This is a genomic window from Leifsonia shinshuensis (assembly GCF_031456835.1).
Lineage (GTDB): Bacteria > Actinomycetota > Actinomycetes > Actinomycetales > Microbacteriaceae > Leifsonia > Leifsonia shinshuensis_C.
The window spans coordinates 358,365-381,865 of sequence record NZ_JAVDVK010000001.1 but is presented as its reverse complement, the minus strand read 5'-3'; the positions used below and the strand labels follow the sequence as shown (position 1 = coordinate 381,865).

Below are 23,501 nucleotides of genomic sequence, written 5' to 3'. Positions count from 1 at the left end.
GTGTCCGCCAGGGGCGGCGACTAGATGGGAATGAGTGGCGTTCTCAGCTGCCGGCGTGCTCGGCCGCCGAGAGCTCGCGCAGCGCGGGCACGATGGCCGCGAACGCCCGCGCCCGGTGGCTCTCCGCGTTCTTCTGCTCGGGAGCGAGCTCCGCCGCCGTCACGTCGTGGCCGTCCGGCACGAAGATCGGGTCGTAGCCGTGTCCCCCGTCGCCGCGGGGCTCCCGCGCGATGCGTCCCGGCCAGATGCCCTGGACGATGGTCGGCTCTTCGCCGGGCACCACCAGAGCGAGCGTCGCCGTGAAGTGCGCGGCTCGGGCGGTGTCCGGGATGTCGGCGAGCTGGTCGAGCAGCAGCCGCAGGTTGGCGGCCGCGTCGCCGTGCGTGCCGGACCAGATGGCGGAGAAGATGCCGGGCGCGCCGCCCATGACATCCACGCAGATGCCGGAGTCGTCGGCGAGCGCCGGCAGGCCGGTGTGCTCGGCCGCCGCGCGCGCCTTGATCAGCGCGTTCTCCTCGAAGCTCGTGCCGTCCTCGACCGGGACGGGCCCGTCGTAGGCGACGATCTCGAGCCCCGGCAGCTCGCTGCCGAGGATCCCCTGGAACTCGCGGGCCTTGTGAGCGTTGTGGGTGGCGAGGACCACGCGCACGGCGGTCACGCCTCCGCGACGGCCGGCGTCAGTGCGGCCGACTGGATGCCCGCGAGCTCGGTGGTCCCGGCGAGGGCGAGGTCGAGCAGGTCGTTGAGTTCACGACGGTCGAAGGGCGCGCCCTCGGCGGTGCCCTGCACCTCCACGAACAGCCCGCGGCCGGTGACGACGACGTTCATGTCGGTCTCGGCGCGCACGTCCTCCACGTAGGCGAGGTCGAGCATCGGCGTGCCGTCGATGATGCCGACCGAGACGGCCGAGACGGAGTCGATGAGCGGCGTCGCCTTCTGACCGATGAAGCGGTGCTCGCGACCCCACTCCAGGGCCTCGGCGAGCGCCACGTAGGCGCCGGTGATCGCGGCGGTGCGCGTCCCGCCGTCGGCCTGCAGCACGTCGCAGTCGAGCACGATCGTGTTCTCGCCCAGCGCCTTCATGTCGACGACGGCGCGGAGGCTCCGGCCGACCAGTCGGCTGATCTCGTGCGTGCGGCCGCCGACGCGTCCCTTCACGGACTCGCGGTCCATCCGCTCGTTGGTCGACCGGGGAAGCATGGCGTACTCGGCGGTGACCCAGCCGCGGCCCTTTCCGGCCATCCAGCGCGGGACGCCGTTCGTGAAGGATGCCGTGCACAGCACCCGCGTGTTGCCGAACGAGATCAGCGCGGAGCCCTCGGCCTGACGGCTCCAGCCCCGCTCGATGGTGACCGGCCGGAGCTGGTCGGGGGTGCGCCCGTCGGCGCGGGTGATGTCGGTCACGGGGATCTCCTCGGATCGGGGGACGGTTGCTCTACAGGGGCAGGTCGATGACGCCGGTCTGCACCAGGTCGACCCGCGAGACCTCGGGGCCGATGAAGCGGTGCGCCAGGCGCAGGAAGGTGTCGGCGTCGGAGCCGGTGGCCTCGTACCGGATGGTGGGGGGCAGCGGCGAGCGCCGCTCGAGTCCCTGGCCCACGAGCGTGCGGTAGACGTCCTTCGCGGTCTCCGTGTCGCTGGAGACCAGCGAGACGCCCTCGCCCATGACGTAGGAGATGGCGCCCTTCAGGAACGGGTAGTGGGTGCAGCCGAGCACGAGCGTGTCGACGTCCGCGTCGCGCAGCGGGCGCAGGTACTCGGCGGTCACGCGCAGCACCTCCTCGCCGGAGGTGATGCCGGCCTCCACGAACTCGACGAACCGGGGGCACGCCTGCGTGAAGAGCTGCAGCGTCGGTGCTGCCGCGAAGGCGTCCTCGTAGGCACGGGAGGCGATGGTGCCGACCGTGCCGATCACGCCGACGCGGCCGGTGCGGGTCGCGGCGACGGCGCGGCGGACGGCGGGCTGGATGACCTCGATGACGGGCACGTCGTAGCGCTCGCGCGCATCCCGGAGCATGGCCGACGAGGCGGTGTTGCAGGCGATCACCAGGAGCTTGACGCCCTGCTCGACCAGGAAGTCCATGACCTCGAGCGAGTAGCGGCGCACGTCCGCGATGGACTTCGGCCCGTAGGGCGAGTGCGCCGTGTCGCCGACGTAGAGCAGCGACTCGTTGGGGAGCTGATCGCGGATGGCGCGGGCGACGGTCAACCCGCCCACACCCGAGTCGAAGATCCCAATCGGCGCATCCGTCACAGCAGTCCAGCCTACCCGCCGTCCGCTCGCCGCCTCCGCTGCGGCGGTCGTGAGTAGGCTGGGCGGCGTGACCGAGAGACCGACGTCCTCCGCCTTCCTCACCGACCGCTACGAGCTGACGATGCTCGACGCCGCCCTCCTCGCCGGCACGCACGATCGCGAGTGCGTGTTCGAGGCGTTCACCCGCCGCTTGCCGGCTGGGCGCCGCTACGGCGTGCTCGCCGGAACCGGGCGGCTGCTGGAGCTGATCGACCAGTTCCGCTTCGGGGATGCCGAGCTGCAGTTCCTGCGGGACAACCGGATCGTGCGGGACGAGACCATCGACTGGCTGGCCGACTACCGCTTCTCGGGCACCATCCGCGGGTACCGCGAGGGCGAGCTGTTCTTCCCGGGCTCCCCGTTCTTCATCGTGGATGCGCCCTTCGCCGAGGGCGTCATCCTCGAGACCCTGCTGCTCAGCGTGTTCAACTACGACTCCGCCGTCGCCTCGGCGGCCGCGCGCATGGTCGCGGCCGCGGGCGGGCGCCCGCTGGCCGAGATGGGCTCACGCCGCGCGAACGAGCGCTCCGCGGTGGCTGCTGCGCGCGCCGCCTTCATCGCCGGGTTCTCCGCCACCTCCAACCTCGAGGCCGGACGCACCTGGGGCGTGCCCACCATGGGCACCGCCGCGCACGCCTTCACGCTGCTCCACGACTCCGAAGAGGCCGCGTTCCGGGCGCAGGTGGATGCGCTGGGCCCGGGCACGACGCTGCTGGTCGACACCTTCGACGTCGCCAAGGCCATCGAGACCGCCGTGCGCGTGGCCGGCCCCGAGCTCGGCGCCGTGCGGCTCGACTCGGGCGACCTGCCGAAGCTGGTGAAGCAGGTGCGCGAGCAGCTCGACTCCCTGGGGGCGACGAAGACGCGCATCACCGTCACCAACGACCTCGACGAGTACACGATCGCGGCCCTCGCGGCCTCCCCCGTCGACTCCTACGGTGTGGGGACGTCGGTCGTGACCGGCTCGGGCAATCCGGCGTCCGGCATGGTCTACAAGCTGGTGGCGCACCGCAGTCACGGCAGCTCGGGCGAGTGGATCCCGGTGGCGAAGAAGTCGGACGGCAAGGCGAGCGTCGGGGGCAGGAAGCATCCGGTGCGCCGCCACGACGCCGCCGGCACCGCCGTGGCGGAGGTCGTGCACATCGTCGAGAAGGGCGACATCCCGGACGACACCGGTCGCGACCTGCTCGTGCCGCTGATCACCCGCGGCGAGGTGCATCTGGAGCACCTCGGCGTCGAGGGGACGCGCCGCGCCCGCGAGCACCGCGAACTCGCCATGAGCGAGCTCCCGGATGAGGCGTTCCGCCTGGGCCGCGGCGACCCGGTGTTGCCGACGATCTTCGAGTGACGAGCGGGGGCCGCCCGCGATCGGCGCTCAGTCGCCCTGCAGGCCCTCGTAGATCTCGCGGCAGGTCGGGCAGACCGGGAACTTCTCGGGGTCGCGGTTCGGCGTCCACATCTTGCCGCAGAGCGCCTTGACCGGCTTGCCGGTCATCGCGGACTCCAGGATCTGCTCCTTCTTCACGTAGTGCGAGAAGCGCTCGTGATCGCCCGGCTCCTGGTTCTGCAGGAGTTCCTCGAGCTCGCGATCGAGCGTGGTCGCACCGCCGCCGCCGGGCTCGCCGAAGGGATCGGAGATGCTGGCTTCGTTCATGTCTCCAGTGTAGACGCCCGAGGTCCGAACGCTCCGGGGTGACGGGACCCGAAACCCTGCGGACCCGCCTCAGTCGTTGCGGTTGGCGAACGCCATGAGCTCCGGCCCGCGGCGGTCGAACACGCGGCCGCCGAGCCACAGCCCGAAGAACAGCGTCCCGAACCCGATCAGCACCGCGACCACAGGGGCGATGCCGAGCCAGAAAGGGTTCACCGTCAGCCCCAGCACGAGGAACACCAGCACCGGCGAGGCGAGGATCAGGATGGCGAAGAAGCTCAGCGACTGGACCACCGCGGCGGAGGCGCCGGAGGTCTGCGGCTGCGTGAACGCGCTGTCCCCCGGCTTCGTCGCGGGATAGGGGAACAGCGCCGACGAGATGCTGGAGAGCCCGAGGCCGATCACCAGGATCGCGCCGCTGAGAGCTGCGACGGCGGGCAGCACGGCCCAGTCGCCGAAGACGATCGTGGTGGCGATCGACCCGACGATGAGCACCGGGATGCCGACGACCACGGGCGGGAACATGCGGCCCGCGCGGTCCGAGATGCCCCGCGTGCCGGAGACGAGGTGCAGCCAGATCGCGGTGCTGTCGAACGCGAGATCGTTGTGGATGCTCCACCCGAGGAACAGGCAGACCAGCGGCAGCGGTACCAGCGCCACGAAGTGCGACGGCAGCCCGGCGACGGCGAGGGCGACGATCACCAGGACGGGGATCACCGGGATGAGCACGATCGACACCCAGTAGCGCGCATCCCGGCCCCAGTAGGTCATCGAGCGCGCGGCGATCGCGGCGGTCGGCCCGCCCGGCAGGCGGTCGAACCAGCCGAGGCCGTGGTACGCCTTCGACCGGGCCTCGCGTTCCGGCGAGGCGACGACGCGGGCGACCAGGGCCGTCCACGCCAGCCAGAGCAGGGCGAGGGTCGCCAGCGCGATGAGCAGCTGCAGCATCGCGGTGCCCCAGGCCCCCTGCGCCGCGGCGCCGGGCGCCGACCAGGCGGCGCCGAGCGGCGTCCACGCCAGCCAGCGGGCGAAGCCGCCGAGGGCGCCGAGGCCGTCACGGCCCCAGTCGACGGTCACCAGGAGCAGCAGAACGGGGGCGATGAGCACGAGCAGCAGGATGCCGATGACCCCGCCCGCTTCACGCGACCGGCGGGTGTTCAGGAGCGAGTGAGCGATGGCGGTCGTCACCCGGGAGGCCAGCACGCAGGTCAGCACGACCACGACCGCGGAGACGAGGGCGACCAGGACGGTCCCGGGATTCTGCGACCAGGTCACGACGGTCGCCGCACTGCACACGATGAGCACGAGCGACGGGATGCCGATCAGGCCCGCGAGCAGGAGTCCGGTCGCGAGCGTCCGGTTCGGGATGCCGAACAGCGAGAACTCCCGCGGATCGAGCGTGTCGTCGACACCGAAGAGCAGAGGGAGCAGCGCGAAGCCGGCGACGACGACCGACCCGATGACGACGATCACGCTGTGCGTCGCGGACGCGTCGTCCACCACCCGGGCGGCGACGAGCGAGCCCACCACGATGACCGTGATGAAGCCTCCGTAGAGCAGCCCGATGACCAGGCCGAACACCTGCCAGGGCGAGCGCCGGAAGGCGTTGCCCATGATCCGGAGCTTCAGTCCGAGAAACTGTGCAACCACTCCATGCCTTCCGCTGCCTTCCGGCCGCCGGCCAGCTCCACGAACCGCTCCTCGAGCGTCTGCTCGCCGCGCACCTCGTCGATCGTGCCGGAGGCGAGAACCTGTCCGCGCACGATGATCGCGACGCTGTCGCAGACGCGCTGGATCATGTCCATGCCGTGGCTGGACACGACGACCGTGCCGCCCGCGGCGGTGTAGCGCTGCAGGATGTCGATGATGTTCGCGGCGGAGACCGGGTCGACCGACTCGAACGGCTCGTCGAGCACCAGCAGGCGCGGCGAGTGGATCATGGCCGCGGCGAGCGCGATCTTCTTCGTCATGCCGGCGGAGTAGTCGGCCACGAGGCGGTCGAGGGCGTCCTCGATGCCGAAGGCGGCGGCGAGGTCGGCGGTGCGCGCGCGAACCGTCTTCGCGCTCAGGCCGCGCAGCGTGCCGGCGTACCGCAGGAACTGCGCGCCGGTGAGGCGGTCGAAGAGCCGCAGCTTGTCCGGGAGAACGCCGATGATGTGCTTGGCGCGCACCGGCTCGGCCCACACGTCGACGCCGTGCACGATCACGCGGCCCGCGTCCGGTCGGAGCAGGCCCGTGACGATCGACAGCGTCGTGGTCTTTCCGGCGCCGTTGGGGCCGACGATCCCGTAGAAGGAGCCTTCCTTGATCTCCAGGCTCACTCCGTCGACCGCGACCGTGTCGCCGTAGCGCTTGTGCAGGCCGCCCAGCGACAGCACGGTCGGGCGGGTGTCGACCACGGGAGCCGGCGCTTCGGTCGCCCGGGGCTCGGAAGTGGCCCGCGTGGTCTGCCGCGGCTTGGCCGTCGTCGTCCGCTTGCGCGGCGCGCGAGTACTGGTGCCCGCGGCGGCCGCAGCCGTCTTCGCGGGCGCTCGCTTCTGCGCAGGGCGCGGCGGCGGCGCCGCCTCCGCCTCGATCTGCGCGGCCGTCGGCTCGGCAGCCTCCGCCATGGTCTCCCCCCTCTGCGGGTCCGGCTCCGCTCCCTGCTCCCGATCCTCGGCGGGCTCGGTGATCTGGGGACGGGCGTGCTCGGAACTCACCCCGCTAACGTACCAAGACCTGGATCGGCGCGAACCCCCCGGCGTCATCCGCGGCGCGCGGCGGCGCCTCCGAATGTCCTGTGAGGAACATAACGACACAACAACGACATCCGTCAACCCCTGCCCCCCGACAGGGGCCCCCGGTAGTCTGGGGCAGCATTCGGGGGAAATCGGTACGACGCGTGTCGATCGCCCCACACGCGGATTAATCCTGGGTGAACCATTCCCGGGCCCGCAGACCCAAGGAGATGATTGTGACGACCCAGGTAGTGATTCTGGCGGCCGGCATGGGAAGCCGGCTCGGACGGAGCCTTCCCAAGCCGCTGACCGAGCTGAGCGACGGCCGCACGATCATGCAGCAGCAGTTCGACAACATCCACGCCGCCTTCGGCAAAGACGTGCAGGTGACCATCGTCGTCGGCTACAAGCTGGAGCACATCATCGAGGCGTTCCCCGACGCCCAGTTCGTCTACAACGAGCAGTACGACCAGACCAACACCTCCAAGAGCCTCATGCGCGCCCTCCAGGCGTCCGGCCCCGGCGGCGTGCTCTGGATGAACGGCGACGTAGTCTTCGACCCGGCCGTCCTCGTGCGCGGCGCGGCCATGGTGGCCCGCGACCAGACCTTCGTCACGGTCAACACCTCCTCCGTCGCCGACGAGGAGGTCAAGTACACGACCGGTCCCGAGGGCTACATCCAGGAGCTGTCCAAGACCGTCAAGAACGGTCTCGGCGAGGCGGTCGGCATCAACTACATCTCGTCGGCCGACAAGGCCACGCTGCTGCGTCAGCTGCAGCGCGTCGGCGACCAGGACTACTTCGAGCGCGGCATCGAGCTCGCGATCGAGCAGGACCACCTGCTGGCCGAGCCGGTCGACATCTCCGACCTGTACGCCGTCGAGGTCGACTTCCAGGAGGACCTGGAGCGCGCGAATCTTTTCGTGTAGTCGACGCTGCGTGAGCCCTCACGCAGCTTCGATCAATACGATGGGTTCTCGTGACCAGTACCCCGACTGAAGTGCGCCCTGCGCAGCGCTCGCGCTTCACGCGCTACCGGCACTCCCTCTGGCTGCTGACCAAGCGGGACCTCAGCGTCCGCTACTCCACCAGCGCCCTCGGATATCTGTGGTCAATCCTCGACCCGCTGGTGATGAGCCTGATCTACTGGTTCGTCTTCACGGTGATCTTCCACCGCACGGTCGGTGAGAACCCGTACATCGTCTTCCTGCTGGCGGCCCTGCTGCCGTGGATGTGGTTCAACGGGGCGGTCTCGGACAGCACGCGTGCCTTCATCCGCGAGGCGAAGCTCATCCGCTCGACGATGATCCCGCGCACGATCTGGGTGAACCGGATCGCCGCCTCCAAGGGGATCGAGTTCCTGCTGTCGCTGCCGGTGCTCGCCGTCTTCGCGATCTTCACCGGAGCGCGGCTGAACGTCGAGGCGCTGCTGTTCCCGCTGGCCATCCTCATCCAGACGGTGCTCACCGTCGGCGTCGGCCTCATCGTCGCGCCCCTCGTGGTCTTCTACCGCGACCTGGAGCGCGCGGTGAAGCTCGCGCTGCGCTTCCTCTTCTACGCGTCCCCGATCATCTACAGCGCGCGCGACCTGCCCGGCGGCTGCGGCGCGGGCGTGGCGGCCAAGCACTGCGCCGCGTACCTCGCCACGCATCCCGGAGCGCAGACCGACGTGCTCTTCTCGCTGCACTTCTGGTCGGCGTTCAACCCGCTGACCGGCATCTTCAGCCTGTATCGCGCCGCATTCTTCCCCGAGGAGCTGGACTGGTTCCTCGTCGGGGTCAGCGCGGCGATGTCGCTCGTGCTGCTGGCGATCGGCTGGGGCGTGTTCAAGCGCTTCGAGCGCGACATCCTGAAGGAGATCTGAGTGGCACCCGTCATCGCGGTCGACCGCCTCGGCGTCCGGTTCCGCCGCAACCGGGGCGCCCGGCGCACATTCAAGGACCTCTTCTCGTCGAAGCAGCGGCGCGCGCGTCCCGACGACTTCTGGGCGCTCCGCAACGTCAGCTTCCATGTCCAGCCCGGTGAGGCCATCGGCGTCGTCGGCCGCAACGGCCAGGGAAAGTCGACGCTGCTGAAGCTCGTCGCCGGCGTCATGCTGCCCGATGAGGGCACGGTGCGCGTGACGGACGGCGTCGCGCCGCTGATCGAGATCACCGGCGGTTTCGTCGACGACCTCACCGTGCGCGACAACGTGTATCTGACGGCGGGACTGCACGGGATGTCGCGGTCGCAGATCGACGAGCGCTTCGACGAGATCATCGGCTTCGCCGAGATCGAGGACTTCGTCGACACCCCCTACAAGCACCTCTCGAGCGGGATGAAGGTGCGCATCGCCTTCTCCGTCATCGCGCAGCTCGAGGAGCCCGTGTTGCTGGTGGACGAGGTGCTCGCGGTCGGCGACCGCGGGTTCCGCGAGAAGTGCTACCGCCGCATCGAGGAGCTGCTGGCCGGAGGCCGGACCCTGTTCTTCGTCTCGCACAACGAGAAGGACCTGCGACGCTTCTGCGAGCGCGGGCTGTACCTCGACAAGGGCGCCCTCGTTCTCGACGGTCCGATCGACGAGGTCCTCGCTCTGTACAACGCCGACTACGGCACCTGACCCCACCCGTTCTGCGGCCGGTGACGCGACGAGAAATCGTCCACAGAAAATAGTTCGGCGAGTTCTCCCCAGAAGGGGCATTCGTGCCCGATTCCGGGCCTCGAGCGTCGGAGGGGGTCGTTACTTTCGAGCCATGAATCCTCTCCGGCTCCTCCGCGCCCCCTCCCCCGCCGTCCGTCCCCGCCGTCTCGCCTACCCCGTCCCGTGGAGCGTCGACCGCACAACCGCACCGCACTACCGGATCGTGAACACCGGCCGCGAGACCCTGCGCGGCGTCACCGTGAGCATCGCCGGCGAGTCCCGGCTGCGGGTGAGCATCCCCGCCACCGTTCCACCGGGCGGGTCGGTCCGGGCCAGCGTGACCGGTCCGCACCCGTCGCGCGACACCGTGCTGGTCGTGCGGTGGTTCCCACCGGACGGCCGCGAGTACCTCTGGCAGATCAGCCTCTGAGGCGGGCGCACCGCCTCCGGCGGCGCGTGCGCCAGTGCGGTGTCCCGACACGTCCCGTCGGGACACCTCGGGGCGCGCAGAAAACGCATGCATCGACGTCATTTCCGGACACCGAATCGTGAGGTCCGCGCATTCGGGTGCAGGCGCTCTGGAGTCGGCGCGCACTTGGCTCTGTAGTGGATGCATCATGCACCACTCCGTCGCACCCGCCGCCGCACTGCTCGGCGAACGCATCCGCCAGGCCCGCATCGGTCTCGGGCTCAGCCAGGAAGCCATCGCCGGTCTCGCCGGCATGCACGTCACGAACTTCGGCAAGATCGAGCGCGGGCGCGCGAATCCCAGCCTCCTGACCATGCTGCGCATCGCCGTCGCCCTCGGCACCGACGTGGCGACGCTCACTCAGGACATCACGCGCGACTCGGTTCCCGACGACCTCGGGGTGCTGTCGGCGCACGAGTACCTCGACGAGCGCTCCCGTCGGCGCACTCGCGGTCGCTGATCCCGGCAGCCCGGTCGCCGGCACGACATGGATGGCGCTTCCGGCTGGGCGGCCTACACTCTACCGAGATGGCAGCCAAGCAGAAACCGATCATCTCCGTCACGGGCGGCCCGCAGCGAGGCGGCGATACGCCGCGCGCACTCAACACGACCCTGGACCGGTTCCTCGGCATCCAGCGGCCGGTGGTGCTCGCACACCTGCGCAGCATCCGCCGCCGCAACCCGCAGGCGTCCGCGGACGAGCTCGCGCGCATCCTGGAACGCCGCTACCTGGCGGCGGTCACGAGCGGCGGCGCCGCCGTCGGCGCGACGGCCGTGATCCCCGCGATCGGGACCGGTGTCACCCTGGCGCTCTCCGGGCTCGAGACGGCGGGGTTCCTGGAGGCCACGGCGCTGTACGCCCAGTCGATGAGCGAGCTGCACGGGATCGCGGTCGACGATCCCGAGCGTGCCCGGGCGCTCGTGCTGACGATGATGCTGGGGCGCGAAGGCTCCGACCTCGTCCGCCAGCTCGCCGGCCAGTTCGGCGGAGGCGTCACGCGCACCGCCTACTGGGGTGAGCTCGTGACGTCCAGCCTCCCGAGCATGGTGGTCGGACCGCTCGTCGACCGGCTGAAGAGCGCGTTCATCCGGCAGTTCGCGATCCGCGGCGGCGCCAGCATCGTGGCCCGCGCGATCCCGTTCGGTATCGGCGCGGTCATCGGCGGCACCGGGAACAACATCCTCGGACGCCGCGTGGTGCAGAACGCCCGGCTCGCCTTCGGGCCGGCGCCGCTGGTGATCCCCGCCGCGCTCGCTCCCATCGAGGGACCGGGCGCGGTGCGCCGTCTCGGCTCGGCCACCGGCGACCGCGCGGTCCGGGTCACCCGCGCCACCGGCGAGGGCGCCGCCCGGATGGGCCGGGCGACCGGCGAGCGTGCGGCGCGCCTCGGAAAGGCGTTGCGCGGCGCCCTGCCGCGCAGACGTCCGACGGATGAGGAGCCGGCCCTGGACGCACCGGACGAGCCCCTGGCGCTCGAACCGCCTGTCGAACGACCGGGCACGAATGCCGGGTCCGGCGACGACGACGGAGACGATCGGGCCCGCGTCGCCGGCTGAGCGAAGACGTTCCGGGCTCCGGACGTCAGACGATGGGTGGTCGGCCCGCAGCCGTCATGCGCGCGACCGTGCGCCAGCGCAGCGGACGCCGCTCCCCCGGGTCGGTGCGCCAGCCCTCCGCCCAGCCGCCGAACCACGCGCGCAGCACGGCGGGCTTGCGGAACCAGCGGAGCAGCTGGATGCCGGTCCACGACCCCACGTACAGCGGGACGAGCACGGCCGGCAGGTTGCGGCGCGCCAGCCAGACGCGGTTGCGGGCGTTGAGCCGGTAGTAATACGAGTGCCGGGTCGGAGAGACCGACGGATGCTCGGCCACCAGGTCCCCGGCGTACCAGACACGCTTGCCCTGGTCCCAGACCTTCCAGGCGAGGTCGATGCCCTCGTGCGCGTAGAAGAACGGGGCCGCCCATCCGCCCGCGCGCTCGAAGACGTCGCGCGGGAGCACGATCGCCGCCTCCAGCACGGCGAACACGTTGCTCGACCGGGCCGGATCGCCCTTGCGGATGCGCGGGATCCAGCGCCGCGGCGGGGCCGTCCCGTCGGGCACGCGCAGCCGCGGCTGCAGCATCCCGATCGAGGGGTCGCGCCGCAGCAGAGCGATGGCGTCCGCGAGGAACGTCGCCGACGGGATGTCCGCGTCGTCGTCGAGGAAGAACAGCCACTCGCCGGTCACCAGCGGGACTCCCGCGTTGCGGCCAGCCGGGATGCCGACGTTCTCCGGCAGCGCCAGCGCGCGCACGCCCTCGGGGAGGGCGGGATCCGCTGTCGTCGGGTCCCAGCCGTTGCCGACGACCACGATGTCCGTCTCGACCCCCTGCTGGGCGAGCACCGACTCGAGCCCCCGGCGCAGCTCGACCGGGCGGGTGCCCTGCGTGAGCACCACGACGGCCACCCGCGGCTGCTCGCCGGAGGACGCCCGCTGCTCAGCCACGGACCCGCCGCGAAGCCATGATCGTCACGAAGTGCCCGATCAGCGCCAGGATCGACAGCGGAACCAGCGCCACCAGCAGGATGCGGTCGGCGAAGGTCGCACCGATGAACAGCCCGACGATCGAGAACACGAAGATCAGGATGGTCAGCTCGACCGAGTGGTACAGCCGGTGGAACGGCAGGAACCGCGCGGCACGACGCAGTGTCGCGACCAGGCCGTGGGTCGGCGCGTACTCCGACTGGGTGTCGGCCAGCTTCGGCAGGCCGGCGTTCGCGCGGGCCACGCGGACCATGTCGTTGAGCGCCTTGTTCAGCACGATGACGAGGGCGAGCAGCGTGCCCAGATTGGTCCAGAGGAAGTCCTGCGGCGCCTCGAACGGGTAGCCGGCCGCCCGGATGCCGAGCGCGATGGCGATCAGCGTCTCGGTCGAGTAGTGGCCGACGTTGTCCAGGAAGATGCCCGCGGGCGACGAAGTGCCGCGCCACCGCGCGACCTCGCCGTCGCAGCAGTCGACGAGCATCTGCAGCTGGCCGAGGACGAGCGCGAGAGCGGCGCCCCCGATGCCCGGGATGAGAAGGGAGGCGGCGGTCGCCCATCCCGTCAGGATCATCAGCCCGGTGACGCCGTTGGCCGAGATCGACGTCTTGAGCAGCACCCAGGTGAGGTACGGCGACAGGTTGCGGAGGTACAGCGACGCGGTCCAGTGCTCGGCGTTGCGGCGCCCACGGACCTCGGGCGGCTGCGCCACCGCGCGCAGCTCGGCGATCGACGTGGGACGGGCGCCGTGCGCCGAAGGTCCGGGTGCGGTCATGCCTACCTTCCGGTGTGGGCTGTGATGTTGCGGGTGAGCGACAGGTATCCGAGGATGAACCCGACCCCCCAGCTGAAGTGGATGCACGGCAAGACTACGAGAAACCACAGGAACGGGCGAAAGCCGTCCTTGCGCCCCCACAGCACCGCCGAGACGATGACGATGACGATGTAGAGCGCCGGGATCGCGAAGCCCCACAGCAGCCACGGCGCGGCGCCGAGGATCGCCTGCACGATCCCGCCGAGGCCCAGCAGCGTGCCGATCGCGACGCCGAGCACCATCACCGGCGGCGCGAAGTAGCGGAGGCCGTTGGAGGCGGGGAACCGCCGGGCCAGCTCGCCGCGCCAGATGCCGGTCGAGAAGAACTGCCGGGCGAGGCGGTAGAGGTTGGGACGCGGACGGTACGTGACCTTGAGCCGCGGGGTGAACCAGACCGTGCCGCCCGAGGTGCGGAGCCGGCGGTTGAGCTCCCAGTCCTGCCCGCGCTTGATCTCCTCGTCGAACAGGCCAACCTCGATCAGGCGATCGCGGCGGAACACTCCGAGGTACACCGTCTCCGCCGGGCCGGCTTCGCCGCCGACGTGCAGCTTGGTTCCGCCGAGGCCGACGCGGCTGCCGTAGGCGCGCGCGACGGCGCGCTCGAAGTCGGTCGTGCCCTGCGCATCCATCAGGCCACCGACGTTGTCGGCGCCGGTCTCGAGGATGGTCTCCACCGCGATGCGGGCGTAGTCGGGCGGGAGGACGCTGTGCGCGTCGACGCGGATCACGATCGGGTACCGCGACTCGCGGATCGCCAGGTTCAGCCCGGCGGGCGTGGACCCGATGGCGTTGTCGACGACGCGGATGCGGCCGTCGACGGCCGCCAGTTCCTCGACCAGCTCGGTGGTGCCGTCCATGCTCGGGCCGAGGGCGATGGTCACCTCGAAGGGGCCCGTGTAGTCCTGCGCCAGCAGGCTGTCGACGGCCGCCCGCACGTGGGTGACCTCGTTGAGCACGGGCATCACGTACGAGACACCCGGAAGGGTGTTCACGGTGTGGTCCGGCATCTGATCCTTCGGTGTAGCGGGTCGGCGTCGAGCCTATCAGCCGGGCCCTGCACGAAACCGGGGACGCCCTGACGGCGGAAGGCCGCCCCGCGCATCGCGGGACGGCCTTCCGGGTGGCGGGATGCGTCACTCGGCCGGAAGCGACCCCAGGGTGACCGAAGCGGTCTTGGTCTGACCGTCGCGGATGTACGTGACGTCGACCTTCGCGCCCGCCGCCTGTGCGCGCACCTGCGCGGTGAGGTCGGTGGCGTCGGTGATCGGGGTGTCGTCGAGGTTGACGACCACGTCGCCCGCCTTGAGCCCCGCGTTCGCCGCGGCGCCGCCGCCGGTGACGCTCTTGATCAGCGCGCCGACCGTGGTCGCCTTGCTGTCGCTGCTCGCGTCGGCCACCGACGCGCCCAGGAGGCCGTGCGTTGCGGAGCCGTTCTTGATGATCTCGCCGGAGATCCGCTTGGCCAGGTCGGACGGGATGGCGAAGCCGACGCCGATGCTGCCCGACTGGGATCCCTCGGAGCTCGAGCCGCCGGCGCTCGCGATCGCGACGTTGACGCCGATCAGCTCGCCCTTGCTGTTGAGCAGGGCGCCGCCCGAGTTGCCGGGGTTGATCGACGCGTCGGTCTGGATGACCGGCAGCGAGATCGTGCCCTGCGCGCCGGACTGCTGCTGCTGCGAGCCGGAGCCGCCCTGGTCGGGGAAGTCGAAGTTGAACGGGTTCTGGCTGTTGCCGCCGCTGTTCGAGTCGTCCTTCGGGGCCGCCGAGGAGGCGATGCTGATGCTGCGGTTCAGCGCGCTCACGATGCCGTCGGTGACCGTGCCGGAGAGACCGAGCGGTGCACCGATGGCGACGGTGGTGCTGCCGACGTTCAACTTGCTCGAGTCGCCCCAGGTGATCGGGGTCATGCCGGACGCGTTGTCCAGCTTGATGACGGCGAGGTCGGTGGTCGGGTCGGTGCCGATCAGCTTGGCGGTGTAGATCTTGCCGTCGTTGTCGGTCACGGTGATGCTCACGTTGGACGCCTGGCCGTCGAGGGTCACGACGTGCGTGTTGGTGAGCACGTAGCCGTCGGAGCTGAGGACGACGCCGGAACCGGTTCCGCCGGAGCTGGACGCGGTCACCGAGATGGTGACGACGCTCGGCGACGCCTTCGCGGCGACGGCCGTGACGGTGCTGGCGTCGTTCGCGTCGTTGACGGTGATGTTCTGCGGACCGGAGACGGTCTTGATGGTCGCGTTGCCGCCATCGGTCGCGGCGAAGATGCCGACGCCGGCGCCTGCGCCGGCGACGCCGCCGATCAGGGCGCCGATCGCGAGCGTCGCGATGATCAGGCCGGTGTTGCCGCGCTTGGCCGGCTTCGGAGCTGTCGCGGTCGGGGCACCCGGGGCGCCGGGTGCGGTCGCGTACGGCTGCTGGTGGGCGTTCGGAGCGTAGGGCTGGCCGTAGCCGGCGGGCTGGCCGAAGGCGCCGTTGCCGTAGTGCGGCTGCTGCTGGCCGTAGGGCTGGCCATACGGCTGCGGCGGGACGGGCTGGGTGGGCTGCGTCTGGTGGGCGGCGGGCTGCACCGGGACCGTCGGCTGCTGCGCCGTCGGCTGCTCGGCGGCAGGCTGCTGGGCGGCGGGCTGCGGTGCGGCGCCCTCGGCGGCCGGGGCGGTCCATCCGGCGGCCGGCTGCTCGGCGGTGGGCTGCGGGGCGGCGGGGGTCTCGGCGGCCGGAGTCGGCGCGGCCGGGGTGTGCTCGGAACCGGTGGAAGCGTCCACGACCGCTGCGGTGTCGGCGTCGTGCTCGGGCTTCGCGGGCTCCGGGGTGTTCGGGGTGTCGGTCATGGTGTTGCTCCTTCCAAGCACAGACAGCTTGGGATGCCAACCTGAGCGTTCTATTTGCCGATGCTGTGGGCGACCTTCTGCATGTCGATGACTCTCCACAACGTATCCGATGGGTTCGATGCGAGTAAGGCCGTAGCGTTGTCCCATGACGATTCCTGGAGCGTGGCGGCGAGCCGCAGGCGGCGCGGGACTCCTCGGCGCGGACGGGACGGTGCGCCCGACGATCTTCGCGGAGATGAGCGCGCTGGCCACCCGCACCGGCGCTATCAACCTGGGCCAGGGCTTCCCCGACGAGGACGGACCGGCCGAGGTGCTGGAGGCGGCGGTCGCAGCGATCCGCGACGGGCACAACCAGTACCCGCCGGGGCCCGGCATCCCGGACCTGCGGCTGGCCGTGGCCGAGCACCAGCGCCGGTTCTACGGGCTGGAGGTCGACCCCGATCGCGAGGTCCTGATCACCGCCGGGGCGACCGAGGCCATCGCCGCCACGCTGCTCGCCCTGCTCGAACCCGGCGACGAGGTCGTCACCTTCGAGCCGTACTACGACGAGTACGGTGCGGTCATCGCGCTCGCGGGTGGCATCCACCGCACCGTTCCGCTCGAACCGCCCGCCTTCCGGCCCGACCTGGACCGGCTCCGCGCGACGGTGACGGACCGCACGCGCGTCATCCTCGTGAACACGCCGCACAACCCCACCGGCGCCGTCCTCGACCGGGAGACGCTCTCCCTCGTCGTGGAGCTGGCGGAGCGTCACGACGCGATCATCGTCACCGACTCGGTCTACGAGCACCTCTCCTTCGTTCCGGAGCACATCCCGATCGAGTCGCTGCCCGGAGCCCGCAACCGTACCGTGGCGATCTCGTCCGGCGGCAAGACGTTCAGCACGACCGGCTGGAAGATCGGCTGGCTGACCGCTCCCACGGAGCTCGTGACGGCGGTGCTCGCCGTGAAGCAGTTCCTCACCTACGTCAACGGTGCACCGTTCCAGCCCGCCATCGCGGCCGGCCTCCGGCTGCCCGACTCGTTCTTCACAGGGATCGCGGACACGCTCGCGCACAAGCGGGACGTGCTCTCCGACGGGCTGCGCGCCGCCGGGTTCGGGGTGTTCCCCTCCGACGGCACGTACTTCGTCGTCGCCGACGCGGCACCGCTGGGCTATCCGGATGCGGTCCGGCTCTGCCGCGAGCTGCCCGAGCTCGCCGGGGTCGTCGCCGTGCCGCTGTCGGCGTTCGCGCGCGACGACTACGCCGGGCGCACCGCATCCCTCGTCCGCTTCGCCTTCTGCAAGCGGATCGAGGTGCTGGAGGAGGCGGCGAGGCGGCTCGCCGCGATCACAGCGGGCTGACGCGGTACCGCCGGAGCTGCAGAGCCGGGTTGCGCTCGCGCACCTCGCGGATGCGCGCGGACGACACCTCGGCGACGGCCACCCCGGTCGTCTCGCCGAGGCCGGCGAGCGTGACACCCATCGGGTCCACAACGGCGCTCGCACCGACGCCGATCGACGGCGGATGGTCGGCGGCGGCCACGTAGAGCGTGTTCTCGATCGCGCGGGCGGCCAGCAGGGTGTTCCAGTGGTGCTCCTTGAGCGGCCCGCGCACCCACTCGGCAGGGACAGCGACGAGATCGGCGCCGGCGTCCGCGAGGCGCCGGGTGACCTCGGGGAACCGCAGGTCGTAGCAGGTCTGGAGGCCGACCGTGATGCCGTCCACCTCGAACGTCTGCGGCTCATCCAGGTCGCCGGGCACGACCCAGTCGGACTCCTGCGCCCCGAAGGCGTCGTAGAGGTGCTGCTTGCGGTAGGTCGCGACCACGTCGCCGCCCGGGTCGACCGCGACGAGGGTGTTCGAGAACTTGTGGTGCACGTCCGTCCGCTCCACCAGTCCGGCGACGATGAAGACGCCCTGTTCGCGCGCCGTCGCGGTGAGGCCGCGGACGAAGTCGCCATCCAGCGGCTCCGCGTTCCGGGCGAACGACGGACCGAGCGGGTCGGTGAAGTAGGAGGAGTACTCGGGCAGGACGACCAGGCGGGCGCCCCGGGACACGGCCACCGCCACCAGCCCCGCGACGACATCGCGGTTGTGCACGCGGTCCTCGCCCGGCGCGAACTGGGCCACCGCAACGGCGATGGATCGGTCGTCCACGGTCAGTTCTGCCGGACGGTCCGTCACGGCGCCACCTCCGCGCGCGGGATCGCATCGACGACCGGCCGGGGCGTCTCCACGGGGAGCACGATGCTGATCGAGGTGCCGACGCCCTCCTCGCTCGCGATGTCGAGGCGGCCGCCGTGCGCGGTGACGATGGCCTTCGTGATGCTGAGACCCAGCCCGACGCCGGGAACGGCGTTGCGCGTCGCGGTGGACGCGCGGAAGAACCGCTGCGACAGCTGGCTCAGCTCGACAGCCGGGATGCCGATCCCCGTGTCGGTGACGGCGATCACCGCCTGCTCGCCTTCGCAGCGCAGCGAGACCGTGACCGTGCCGCCGGACGGCGTGAACTTGACGGCGTTGGAGATGAGGTTGTCGACGGCCTGCCCGAGCCGGAGAGGGTCCGCCCGGAGTTCGACCGGCGACTCGGGGACGTCGCCCACGAGGGTCACTCCCGAGTTTGCGGCGACGGGACGCGCCGACTCCACCGATGCGGAGACGACGCCGCCGAGCTCCACGTCCTTCAGGTCGAGCGGGAAGCGGCCGGACTCGACCTGAGCCGTGAAGAGCAGGTCGCCCACCAGCCGCAGCAGGCGGTGCGCGTTGCGCTCGGCGACGCTCAGGTACTGCTGCTGCTCCTCCGAGAGCGGCGACTCCTCGTCGTCGCGCATCAGCTCCAGGTAGCCGAGGATCGAGCTGAGCGGCGTGCGCAGCTCGTGCGAGATCAGGCCGACGAACTCGTCCTTCAGCCGGGCGAACTCCCGCGCCTGCGTCATGTCGGTCGCCACGAAGATGAAGCCGACCCGATGCCCGTTCTCGTCGAGGCGCGGCGTCGCCGCGACCTGCACCGAGACGCGCTTGCCGTCCGGTCGCACGTACGTCCAGTCGCGCACGTCGGCGGAGCCGGCGCGCACGGTGTCGACCAGCGCCGAGAACTCGTCGGTGCTCGCGACGGTCGTGAAGCGCGCATCCATGTCCTGCAGCCGGTCGGAGAGCTCGGAGTCGAGGTGGAAGTCCACGATGCGGTGCTTCGCGTCGAGCACCTCCTTCTCTGTAATCCCGAACATCTTCTCCGCGCCCGGGTTCCACACGTCGATGAGGCCGTCGAGATCGGTGCCGATCACGGACTGCTCGGTCACCGCGTTCCAGATGCTCTGGATCAGGCGGTTCGCTGTCTTGAGCCGGGCCTCGTTCAGCACCAGCTCGTCCTGCGCCTGCACCGCCTGCGCCAGCAGCTGCTGCTGCTGCTCGCTCGCCTCCCGGGCAGCGGCGAGCTGGATGCGCATCCGGTGGGCGATCTCGTTGATGACGATGGCGACGATGAGGTAGATCACGGGCGAGAAGAAGGCCCGGACGACATCGCCGGCGGTGTGACCCACACCGTCGACCACGATCGGGGCGATGAGCACGACGAAGGTGCCGAGCGCCGCGATCAGGATGTTGATCCGCCCCGCTTCCGTGGCGATCCACACGAAGGGCAGCAGGGTCAGCACGGCGAACGGCGACGCCGCCGAACCGGTTCCGAGCCGCAGCAGCCCGACCGCGAAGAGCGACAGGACGGGGATGACGACCGCCCACTCCGGATGCAGGCGCCCCCACGGCACGACCAGCGCGAGGACGGTGGCGACGGCCACCAGCGCGATCCCGGCGATGAACAGCGGACCGTTGGTGACGGGCACACCGTTCGGCACGGCGGCGATCACCGCGGCGATGGCGAAGCCGATGATCGTCGGCACCTGCTTCATGAACGCCGACGGCGAGTCGATCGGGATGCGGCTGAGCCACCGGTCGAGGGTCATGCGGGCTCCCCCAGCTCGAGCATCTCGCGGATGCGGGTGGACAGGACACGCGGGCTGAACGGCTTCACGATGAAGCTGTCCGAGCGGTCGGCGACGACGCCGTGGTCGGTGAGCAGCTGCACCGAGGCGGAGACCATGAGGATCAGCGTCGAGCGGGTCAGGTCGTCCGCGCGGATCGCTTCGGCCACCTCCACGCCGTTCAGGCCGGGCATGGAGATGTCGAGCACCGCGAGGTCGACATCCCCGCCGCGCACGGCGTCGAGGGCCGCGCGGCCGTTGTCGACGGCGGCCACGATCTCGACGCCCGCGCGCTTGGCGGCGATGGTCATCAGGCCCCGGATGTCGTCGTCGTCATCGGCGATGACGACCCGCCTCAGGCGTCCCTCGTCAGACATGCAGGAACACCACCCGCACGACGACGATGGCGGCGCAGACCAGCAGCGCGATGGCGCCGTACAGCGGCAGCCGGTACTCCCAGCGGCGGTTGCGCTCCAGTTCGTCCTGGATGCGCTCGCGCAGCTCGGCCGGTGGCTCGACGGGGCTCATCGCCCTCCCTCCCGTTCGGCGCGGCTGGATGCCGCGGCGGCATCGAGCAGCTGCGGGACGCGCGAGTAGCGCCCCACATCGCTTGCGACATGGCTGTCGGTGGACGCAACGATACGCGCACCCGCGTCCAGCAGAGCGGCGATCGCCGCCGGGCCCGGGCAGGCCCACTTCTCGTTGACCTCGACGATCGTCGCGGTCGCCGCTGCGGCCTCGGCCCAGGCGAGCAGGCGCTCGGGCCCCAGCTGCGCCTCGTCCAGGCCGACCTTCGGCAGGATCGAGAACCAGTGCGCCAGCTGCGCGTGCCGCGTCCGCTCCATCGCCCGGATGCTCGCCTCGATCAGCAGGTCGAGGGCGTCGTCGTCGGACAGGCCGGCGTCCAGCCGCTCGCGCGTCGCGGTGGGCGACCACGGGCCGTCCGTCCCCGGGAACTGGTGGTCGCCGATGACGACGGCGTCGACTCCCCCGGGGCCGACGACCAGGTCGGCGGGTGTGTCGACGGCGCCGGAGGCGTCGAGCAGCTTCGCCTCGACACCGGTGACGACCGTCAGGCCGTCCGGGACGCTCTCGGCCGCCACCGCCGCGACGAACTCCGGCACCCACGTGGTGGATGCGCGCACGTGATCCGTCAAGCGAACCGTGCGCAGACCGGCGGCAGAGGCGGCGGCGATGTTCTCGGCGAGCGTGCTGCGGGCGTCGTCGGAGAACGTGGAGTGCACGTGGAAGTCGCCGCGGAGCAGGGCGGGGAGCCGCTCGGCTTCGGTGACGCTCACTCCTCGAAGCCCTCCGCGTGTGCGGCGTTCTCGGAGACCAGCACGTCGGCCGGTCGCAGGAACACATCCTCGAGGAACCGGACGTTCGCCAGCTCCTCGAAGTCGACGGCAGACGGAACCGGGCGCCCCAGCACCAGGTCGAGCAGCAGCGACGGCATGTCGACGCCCGACGCGATGGTGAGCGGCATGGCACCCGGGAAGCGGGGGTTCACCTCGAGCAGGGCGGGAACGCCGTCGGCGCTGTAGCGCAGCTGGACGTTGGCCACGCCGGTGAGCCCGATGGCACGGGCTACGGCCGCAGCGGTGTCGGAGAGCTCGGGGCGGCGGACGGTGCGGCCGGCGATCGAGACGCCCGAATCGACGCGCTCGCGCGAGCGCGGCACGGCTGCGATGACGTCGCCGTCGAGGCTCGCGAGCACATCCACCGAGAACTCCTCGCCCGGCAGGTTCTCCTGGATGATGATGCTCTCGTCGGTGCCGATCGCCTCGAGCGCTTCGCGGTCCGCGATCAGGCGGACGCCGCGCGAGCCGGCGCCGGACCGCGGCTTGATGATGACCGGGAAGGTCCAGTCGGCCGCCACGCCGTCGCTGTTCAGCAGCCGTGTCTCCGGCACGCGCGCCTTCCCGGCGACGCGCTGCACGAGCGCGAACTTGTCGAGGCAGGTGACGAGCGTGTCGTGCGACGGGGCCGCCAGCTCCGTCCCGACGGCCTTGAGTTCGTCGCGGCGGGCGGCGAGGCCGGACAGTTCGACGTCCACGGTCGAGAACAGCACGTCGATGCGGTCCTCGCGGCTCATGGCGATGAGCGCATCCACGAACCCGTCGGAGCGTCCGGGCGGCACGATGCGGCGCTGCTCGGCGGGGACCAGGTACAGTCCGCTCGCCCAGCCGTCCATGTCGGCCGCGAACACGTCCACATCGTCCCGCGCCAGGAGGGACCGGATGACGGCGACGCCCGCGGGGCCGCCGGCGCCCGTGACCAGGACGCGGGTTCGTGTGGAGTCGGTCATTCGCGGTCCTCTACTGTCGGGTTCCGGGGTAGCGGGCCTCGGCGGAGAGCGTCGAGGCGGGGATGGAGATGTCCGCGGTGTCGCGCATCACCTCCAGCGGTTCGCAGTTCTTGCCGCCGCCGAAACGCGACCAGTAGCGGGCGGTCGCGAGCACGAAGTCCGGTTCCAGGTAGGCCCGCAGCTCCGTCTGCGACCGGAAGCAGTCGATGAGCCGCAGCTTGGTGTCGGTGAAGCCGTCGATCGGCACGAACCGGGTCGGCCGGAAGTCGATGGTGGCGGACGGGCTCTGGTAGCAGCAGACCGTGCGCACCGTGCGGGTGGCCACGTTGGTCGCGGCGTGGACTGCGCGGTGGTCCTGGTGGCGGTCGTGCGACGAGTGCGTGTAGACGATGTCGGGCTGCACCTCGGCCACCACGCGCTCGATGATGCCGACGGTCGGGTCGGCGGCGGAGATCTGCGTGTCCTCGAGGTCTTCGAGGAACAGCCGGGCGCCGAGCAGCTCGGCGGACGCGAGCGACTCGTGCTGACGGTTGTCGGCGTCGCCGCCCCGGGCGCCCCGTGACAGCGTCAGGATGACCACCTGGTTGCCCGCATCGCGGTGGGCGGCGAGGATGCCGCCGACGCCGATCTCGACGTCGTCCGGGTGCGCGCCGATCGCGAGCACCACCTGCTGGCGCGACGCGGCCCGCTTGACCCGGCCCTCGGCGGCCAGGCGGTTCACGATCGCGACGAGCTCGGCGGACGCGACGGGCTTCGTCAGGAACTCGTCGGCCTGGGCACGTAGCGCCGACACGGCGTAGTCGACGGAGACGTGCGCGGTCATGACGACCACCGGCATCCCCGGGTACTGGCTGCGGAGCTCCTTGAGCAGGTCGAGGCCCGAGATGCCCGGCATCTCTATGTCCGTGATGACGAGGTCGGGCTCGAACTCCGCGATGCGGTCCAGCGCGACCGACGGGTCGGTGACCGCGATCGCCACGGCGTCCGCCCTCTTCTCCAGCACGGTCTTCATGAAGAAGGCCACATCCGGGTCGTCCTCGACCACCACCACCCGGAACTTCGTCACGGCACTCGCCATCGCATCCCCTATCTCGGAACGACTCTAGTAGGACGACCGGTCCACACGACGGGACGCGCCCGGGAGGGTGTTCGCGATTTCACCTCCGCGAAATCCCGTGCTAACGTTGTCTCTTGTGCCGCGGGGTGGAGCAGCTCGGTAGCTCGCTGGGCTCATAACCCAGAGGTCGTAGGTTCAAATCCTGCCCCCGCAACCAGTAAGACCCCCTGACCGGGGATTCTCCGGTCAGGGGGTCTTT

The 23,501-nt window shown here is 70.8% G+C and carries 25 protein-coding genes and 1 tRNA gene; 9 read left to right on the top strand and 17 right to left on the bottom strand.

Translation table 11 applies throughout. The annotated features are described in order from the left end of the window. Positions 1 to 43: 43 nt before the first annotated feature. Genes rdgB through murI form a run of 3 tightly spaced genes read right to left on the bottom strand, consistent with a single transcriptional unit; the run spans position 44 to position 2,254 of the window. Positions 44 to 658 (bottom strand): RdgB/HAM1 family non-canonical purine NTP pyrophosphatase, encoded by a 615-nt coding sequence (gene rdgB / locus J2W45_RS01960; protein ID WP_310128576.1) that lies wholly within the window; start codon positions 656 to 658, stop codon positions 44 to 46. Beyond that, positions 655 to 1,404 (bottom strand): ribonuclease PH, encoded by a 750-nt coding sequence (gene rph / locus J2W45_RS01955; RefSeq protein WP_310128574.1) that lies wholly within the window; start codon positions 1,402 to 1,404, stop codon positions 655 to 657. The genes rdgB and rph overlap by 4 nt, the downstream gene beginning before the upstream one ends. A 31-nt stretch (positions 1,405 to 1,435) precedes the next feature. Continuing rightward, on the bottom strand, positions 1,436 to 2,254 hold the full coding sequence (gene murI / locus J2W45_RS01950; protein ID WP_310128572.1) for a glutamate racemase: 819 nt from the start codon (positions 2,252 to 2,254) through the stop codon (positions 1,436 to 1,438). Positions 2,255 to 2,321: 67 nt separating this feature from the next. Between murI and J2W45_RS01945 the strand changes: the two genes are divergently transcribed. Next, the gene (locus tag J2W45_RS01945; protein WP_310128569.1) at positions 2,322 to 3,641 is read left to right on the top strand and encodes a nicotinate phosphoribosyltransferase; all 1,320 of its coding nucleotides are present in this window, start codon (positions 2,322 to 2,324) and stop codon (positions 3,639 to 3,641) included. A 27-nt stretch (positions 3,642 to 3,668) separates the two neighbouring features. Here the strand turns inward: J2W45_RS01945 and J2W45_RS01940 are convergent, their stop codons facing one another. The 3 genes from J2W45_RS01940 to J2W45_RS01930 all read right to left on the bottom strand — a co-directional run bounded on the left by J2W45_RS01940 (position 3,669) and on the right by J2W45_RS01930 (position 6,553). After that, positions 3,669 to 3,947 carry a DUF3039 domain-containing protein gene (locus J2W45_RS01940; protein ID WP_310128568.1) on the bottom strand — a complete coding sequence of 93 codons (279 nt, stop codon included), beginning with the start codon at positions 3,945 to 3,947 and terminating at the stop codon, positions 3,669 to 3,671. Between the two features lie 69 nt (positions 3,948 to 4,016). Continuing rightward, the gene (locus J2W45_RS01935) at positions 4,017 to 5,558 is read right to left on the bottom strand and encodes a hypothetical protein (protein ID WP_310128566.1); all 1,542 of its coding nucleotides are present in this window, start codon (positions 5,556 to 5,558) and stop codon (positions 4,017 to 4,019) included. Between the two features lie 11 nt (positions 5,559 to 5,569). Further along, positions 5,570 to 6,553: an ABC transporter ATP-binding protein gene (locus tag J2W45_RS01930; RefSeq protein ID WP_310134870.1), complete on the bottom strand. Its 984-nt coding sequence runs from the start codon at positions 6,551 to 6,553 to the stop codon at positions 5,570 to 5,572. A gap of 344 nt (positions 6,554 to 6,897) precedes the next feature. On the opposite strand from J2W45_RS01930, the gene J2W45_RS01925 reads away from it, so the two are divergent. From J2W45_RS01925 to J2W45_RS01900, 6 genes are all read left to right on the top strand, one after another. Beyond that, positions 6,898 to 7,590, top strand: coding sequence for a phosphocholine cytidylyltransferase family protein (locus J2W45_RS01925; protein WP_310128564.1), 693 nt, complete (start codon positions 6,898 to 6,900; stop codon positions 7,588 to 7,590). A gap of 71 nt (positions 7,591 to 7,661) precedes the next feature. Continuing rightward, on the top strand, positions 7,662 to 8,525 hold the full coding sequence (locus tag J2W45_RS01920) for an ABC transporter permease (RefSeq protein ID WP_310134868.1): 864 nt from the start codon (positions 7,662 to 7,664) through the stop codon (positions 8,523 to 8,525). After that, positions 8,526 to 9,260, top strand: coding sequence for an ABC transporter ATP-binding protein (locus tag J2W45_RS01915; RefSeq protein ID WP_310128563.1), 735 nt, complete (start codon positions 8,526 to 8,528; stop codon positions 9,258 to 9,260). A 133-nt stretch (positions 9,261 to 9,393) separates the two neighbouring features. Beyond that, positions 9,394 to 9,711: a hypothetical protein gene (locus tag J2W45_RS01910; RefSeq protein WP_310128561.1), complete on the top strand. Its 318-nt coding sequence runs from the start codon at positions 9,394 to 9,396 to the stop codon at positions 9,709 to 9,711. A gap of 187 nt (positions 9,712 to 9,898) precedes the next feature. Beyond that, positions 9,899 to 10,210, top strand: a complete 312-nt coding sequence (locus J2W45_RS01905; protein WP_310128559.1) for a helix-turn-helix domain-containing protein — start codon at positions 9,899 to 9,901, stop codon at positions 10,208 to 10,210. Positions 10,211 to 10,278: 68 nt separating this feature from the next. Further along, the gene (locus J2W45_RS01900; protein WP_310128557.1) at positions 10,279 to 11,307 is read left to right on the top strand and encodes a hypothetical protein; all 1,029 of its coding nucleotides are present in this window, start codon (positions 10,279 to 10,281) and stop codon (positions 11,305 to 11,307) included. Positions 11,308 to 11,332: 25 nt separating this feature from the next. On the opposite strand, the gene J2W45_RS01895 is transcribed toward J2W45_RS01900, so the two are convergent. From J2W45_RS01895 to J2W45_RS01880, 4 genes are all read right to left on the bottom strand, one after another. Continuing rightward, on the bottom strand, positions 11,333 to 12,238 hold the full coding sequence (locus J2W45_RS01895) for a glycosyltransferase family 2 protein (protein WP_310128555.1): 906 nt from the start codon (positions 12,236 to 12,238) through the stop codon (positions 11,333 to 11,335). Beyond that, positions 12,231 to 13,049 (bottom strand): CDP-alcohol phosphatidyltransferase family protein, encoded by an 819-nt coding sequence (locus J2W45_RS01890; protein WP_310128554.1) that lies wholly within the window; start codon positions 13,047 to 13,049, stop codon positions 12,231 to 12,233. The genes J2W45_RS01895 and J2W45_RS01890 overlap by 8 nt, the downstream gene beginning before the upstream one ends. Before the next feature lie 2 nt (positions 13,050 to 13,051). Then, positions 13,052 to 14,095 (bottom strand): glycosyltransferase family 2 protein, encoded by a 1,044-nt coding sequence (locus J2W45_RS01885; protein WP_310128552.1) that lies wholly within the window; start codon positions 14,093 to 14,095, stop codon positions 13,052 to 13,054. 126 nt (positions 14,096 to 14,221) lie between these two features. After that, positions 14,222 to 15,916: a S1C family serine protease gene (locus J2W45_RS01880; RefSeq protein ID WP_310128550.1), complete on the bottom strand. Its 1,695-nt coding sequence runs from the start codon at positions 15,914 to 15,916 to the stop codon at positions 14,222 to 14,224. Between the two features lie 145 nt (positions 15,917 to 16,061). On the opposite strand from J2W45_RS01880, the gene J2W45_RS01875 reads away from it, so the two are divergent. Beyond that, positions 16,062 to 17,261 carry a pyridoxal phosphate-dependent aminotransferase gene (locus J2W45_RS01875; protein ID WP_310128548.1) on the top strand — a complete coding sequence of 400 codons (1,200 nt, stop codon included), beginning with the start codon at positions 16,062 to 16,064 and terminating at the stop codon, positions 17,259 to 17,261. Here J2W45_RS01875 and J2W45_RS01870 read toward each other — a convergent pair. Genes J2W45_RS01870 through J2W45_RS01840 form a run of 7 tightly spaced genes read right to left on the bottom strand, consistent with a single transcriptional unit; the run spans position 17,248 to position 23,263 of the window. Further along, a complete protein-coding gene (locus J2W45_RS01870) occupies positions 17,248 to 18,084 on the bottom strand; it encodes a carbon-nitrogen hydrolase family protein (protein ID WP_310128546.1) in 837 nt (278 codons plus the stop codon). The two genes, J2W45_RS01875 and J2W45_RS01870, sit on opposite strands and share 14 nt — an antisense overlap. Then, complete coding sequence (locus J2W45_RS01865; protein WP_310128544.1) at positions 18,081 to 19,859, bottom strand: sensor histidine kinase; 1,779 nt, start codon at positions 19,857 to 19,859, stop codon at positions 18,081 to 18,083. Before J2W45_RS01865 ends, J2W45_RS01870 begins: the two co-directional genes overlap by 4 nt. Next, positions 19,856 to 20,254, bottom strand: coding sequence for a response regulator (locus J2W45_RS01860; protein ID WP_310128542.1), 399 nt, complete (start codon positions 20,252 to 20,254; stop codon positions 19,856 to 19,858). Before J2W45_RS01860 ends, J2W45_RS01865 begins: the two co-directional genes overlap by 4 nt. Further along, entirely contained in the window at positions 20,247 to 20,405 is a 159-nt protein-coding gene (locus J2W45_RS01855; protein ID WP_310128540.1) for a hypothetical protein, read from the bottom strand. The genes J2W45_RS01860 and J2W45_RS01855 overlap by 8 nt, the downstream gene beginning before the upstream one ends. Continuing rightward, positions 20,402 to 21,175, bottom strand: a complete 774-nt coding sequence (locus J2W45_RS01850; protein ID WP_310128538.1) for a PHP domain-containing protein — start codon at positions 21,173 to 21,175, stop codon at positions 20,402 to 20,404. Before J2W45_RS01850 ends, J2W45_RS01855 begins: the two co-directional genes overlap by 4 nt. Next, positions 21,172 to 22,185 (bottom strand): ATP-grasp domain-containing protein, encoded by a 1,014-nt coding sequence (locus tag J2W45_RS01845; protein ID WP_310128537.1) that lies wholly within the window; start codon positions 22,183 to 22,185, stop codon positions 21,172 to 21,174. The genes J2W45_RS01850 and J2W45_RS01845 overlap by 4 nt, the downstream gene beginning before the upstream one ends. Before the next feature lie 10 nt (positions 22,186 to 22,195). Then, a complete protein-coding gene (locus J2W45_RS01840) occupies positions 22,196 to 23,263 on the bottom strand; it encodes a response regulator (RefSeq protein ID WP_310128536.1) in 1,068 nt (355 codons plus the stop codon). 119 nt (positions 23,264 to 23,382) lie between these two features. Between J2W45_RS01840 and J2W45_RS01835 the strand changes: the two genes are divergently transcribed. After that, a tRNA-Met gene (locus tag J2W45_RS01835) sits at positions 23,383 to 23,459 on the top strand. Positions 23,460 to 23,501 lie beyond the last annotated feature (42 nt).

Bases quoted from the DNA above. Each gene is read 5' to 3' on its own strand.
- J2W45_RS01890 (WP_310128554.1), bottom strand. From the start codon at position 13,049: ATGACCGCACCCGGACCTTCGGCGCACGGCGCCCGTCCCACGTCGATC.
- J2W45_RS01875 (WP_310128548.1), top strand. From the start codon at position 16,062: ATGACGATTCCTGGAGCGTGGCGGCGAGCCGCAGGCGGCGCGGGACTC.
- J2W45_RS01845 (WP_310128537.1), bottom strand. From the start codon at position 22,185: ATGACCGACTCCACACGAACCCGCGTCCTGGTCACGGGCGCCGGCGGC.
- J2W45_RS01940 (WP_310128568.1), bottom strand. From the start codon at position 3,947: ATGAACGAAGCCAGCATCTCCGATCCCTTCGGCGAGCCCGGCGGCGGC.
- J2W45_RS01910 (WP_310128561.1), top strand. From the start codon at position 9,394: ATGAATCCTCTCCGGCTCCTCCGCGCCCCCTCCCCCGCCGTCCGTCCC.
- J2W45_RS01935 (WP_310128566.1), bottom strand. From the start codon at position 5,558: ATGGGCAACGCCTTCCGGCGCTCGCCCTGGCAGGTGTTCGGCCTGGTC.
- J2W45_RS01840 (WP_310128536.1), bottom strand. From the start codon at position 23,263: ATGGCGAGTGCCGTGACGAAGTTCCGGGTGGTGGTGGTCGAGGACGAC.
- J2W45_RS01865 (WP_310128544.1), bottom strand. From the start codon at position 19,859: ATGACCCTCGACCGGTGGCTCAGCCGCATCCCGATCGACTCGCCGTCG.
- J2W45_RS01905 (WP_310128559.1), top strand. From the start codon at position 9,899: ATGCACCACTCCGTCGCACCCGCCGCCGCACTGCTCGGCGAACGCATC.
- J2W45_RS01885 (WP_310128552.1), bottom strand. From the start codon at position 14,095: ATGCCGGACCACACCGTGAACACCCTTCCGGGTGTCTCGTACGTGATG.
- J2W45_RS01930 (WP_310134870.1), bottom strand. From the start codon at position 6,553: ATGGCGGAGGCTGCCGAGCCGACGGCCGCGCAGATCGAGGCGGAGGCG.
- J2W45_RS01900 (WP_310128557.1), top strand. From the start codon at position 10,279: ATGGCAGCCAAGCAGAAACCGATCATCTCCGTCACGGGCGGCCCGCAG.
- J2W45_RS01860 (WP_310128542.1), bottom strand. From the start codon at position 20,254: ATGTCTGACGAGGGACGCCTGAGGCGGGTCGTCATCGCCGATGACGAC.
- J2W45_RS01880 (WP_310128550.1), bottom strand. From the start codon at position 15,916: ATGACCGACACCCCGAACACCCCGGAGCCCGCGAAGCCCGAGCACGAC.
- J2W45_RS01855 (WP_310128540.1), bottom strand. From the start codon at position 20,405: ATGAGCCCCGTCGAGCCACCGGCCGAGCTGCGCGAGCGCATCCAGGAC.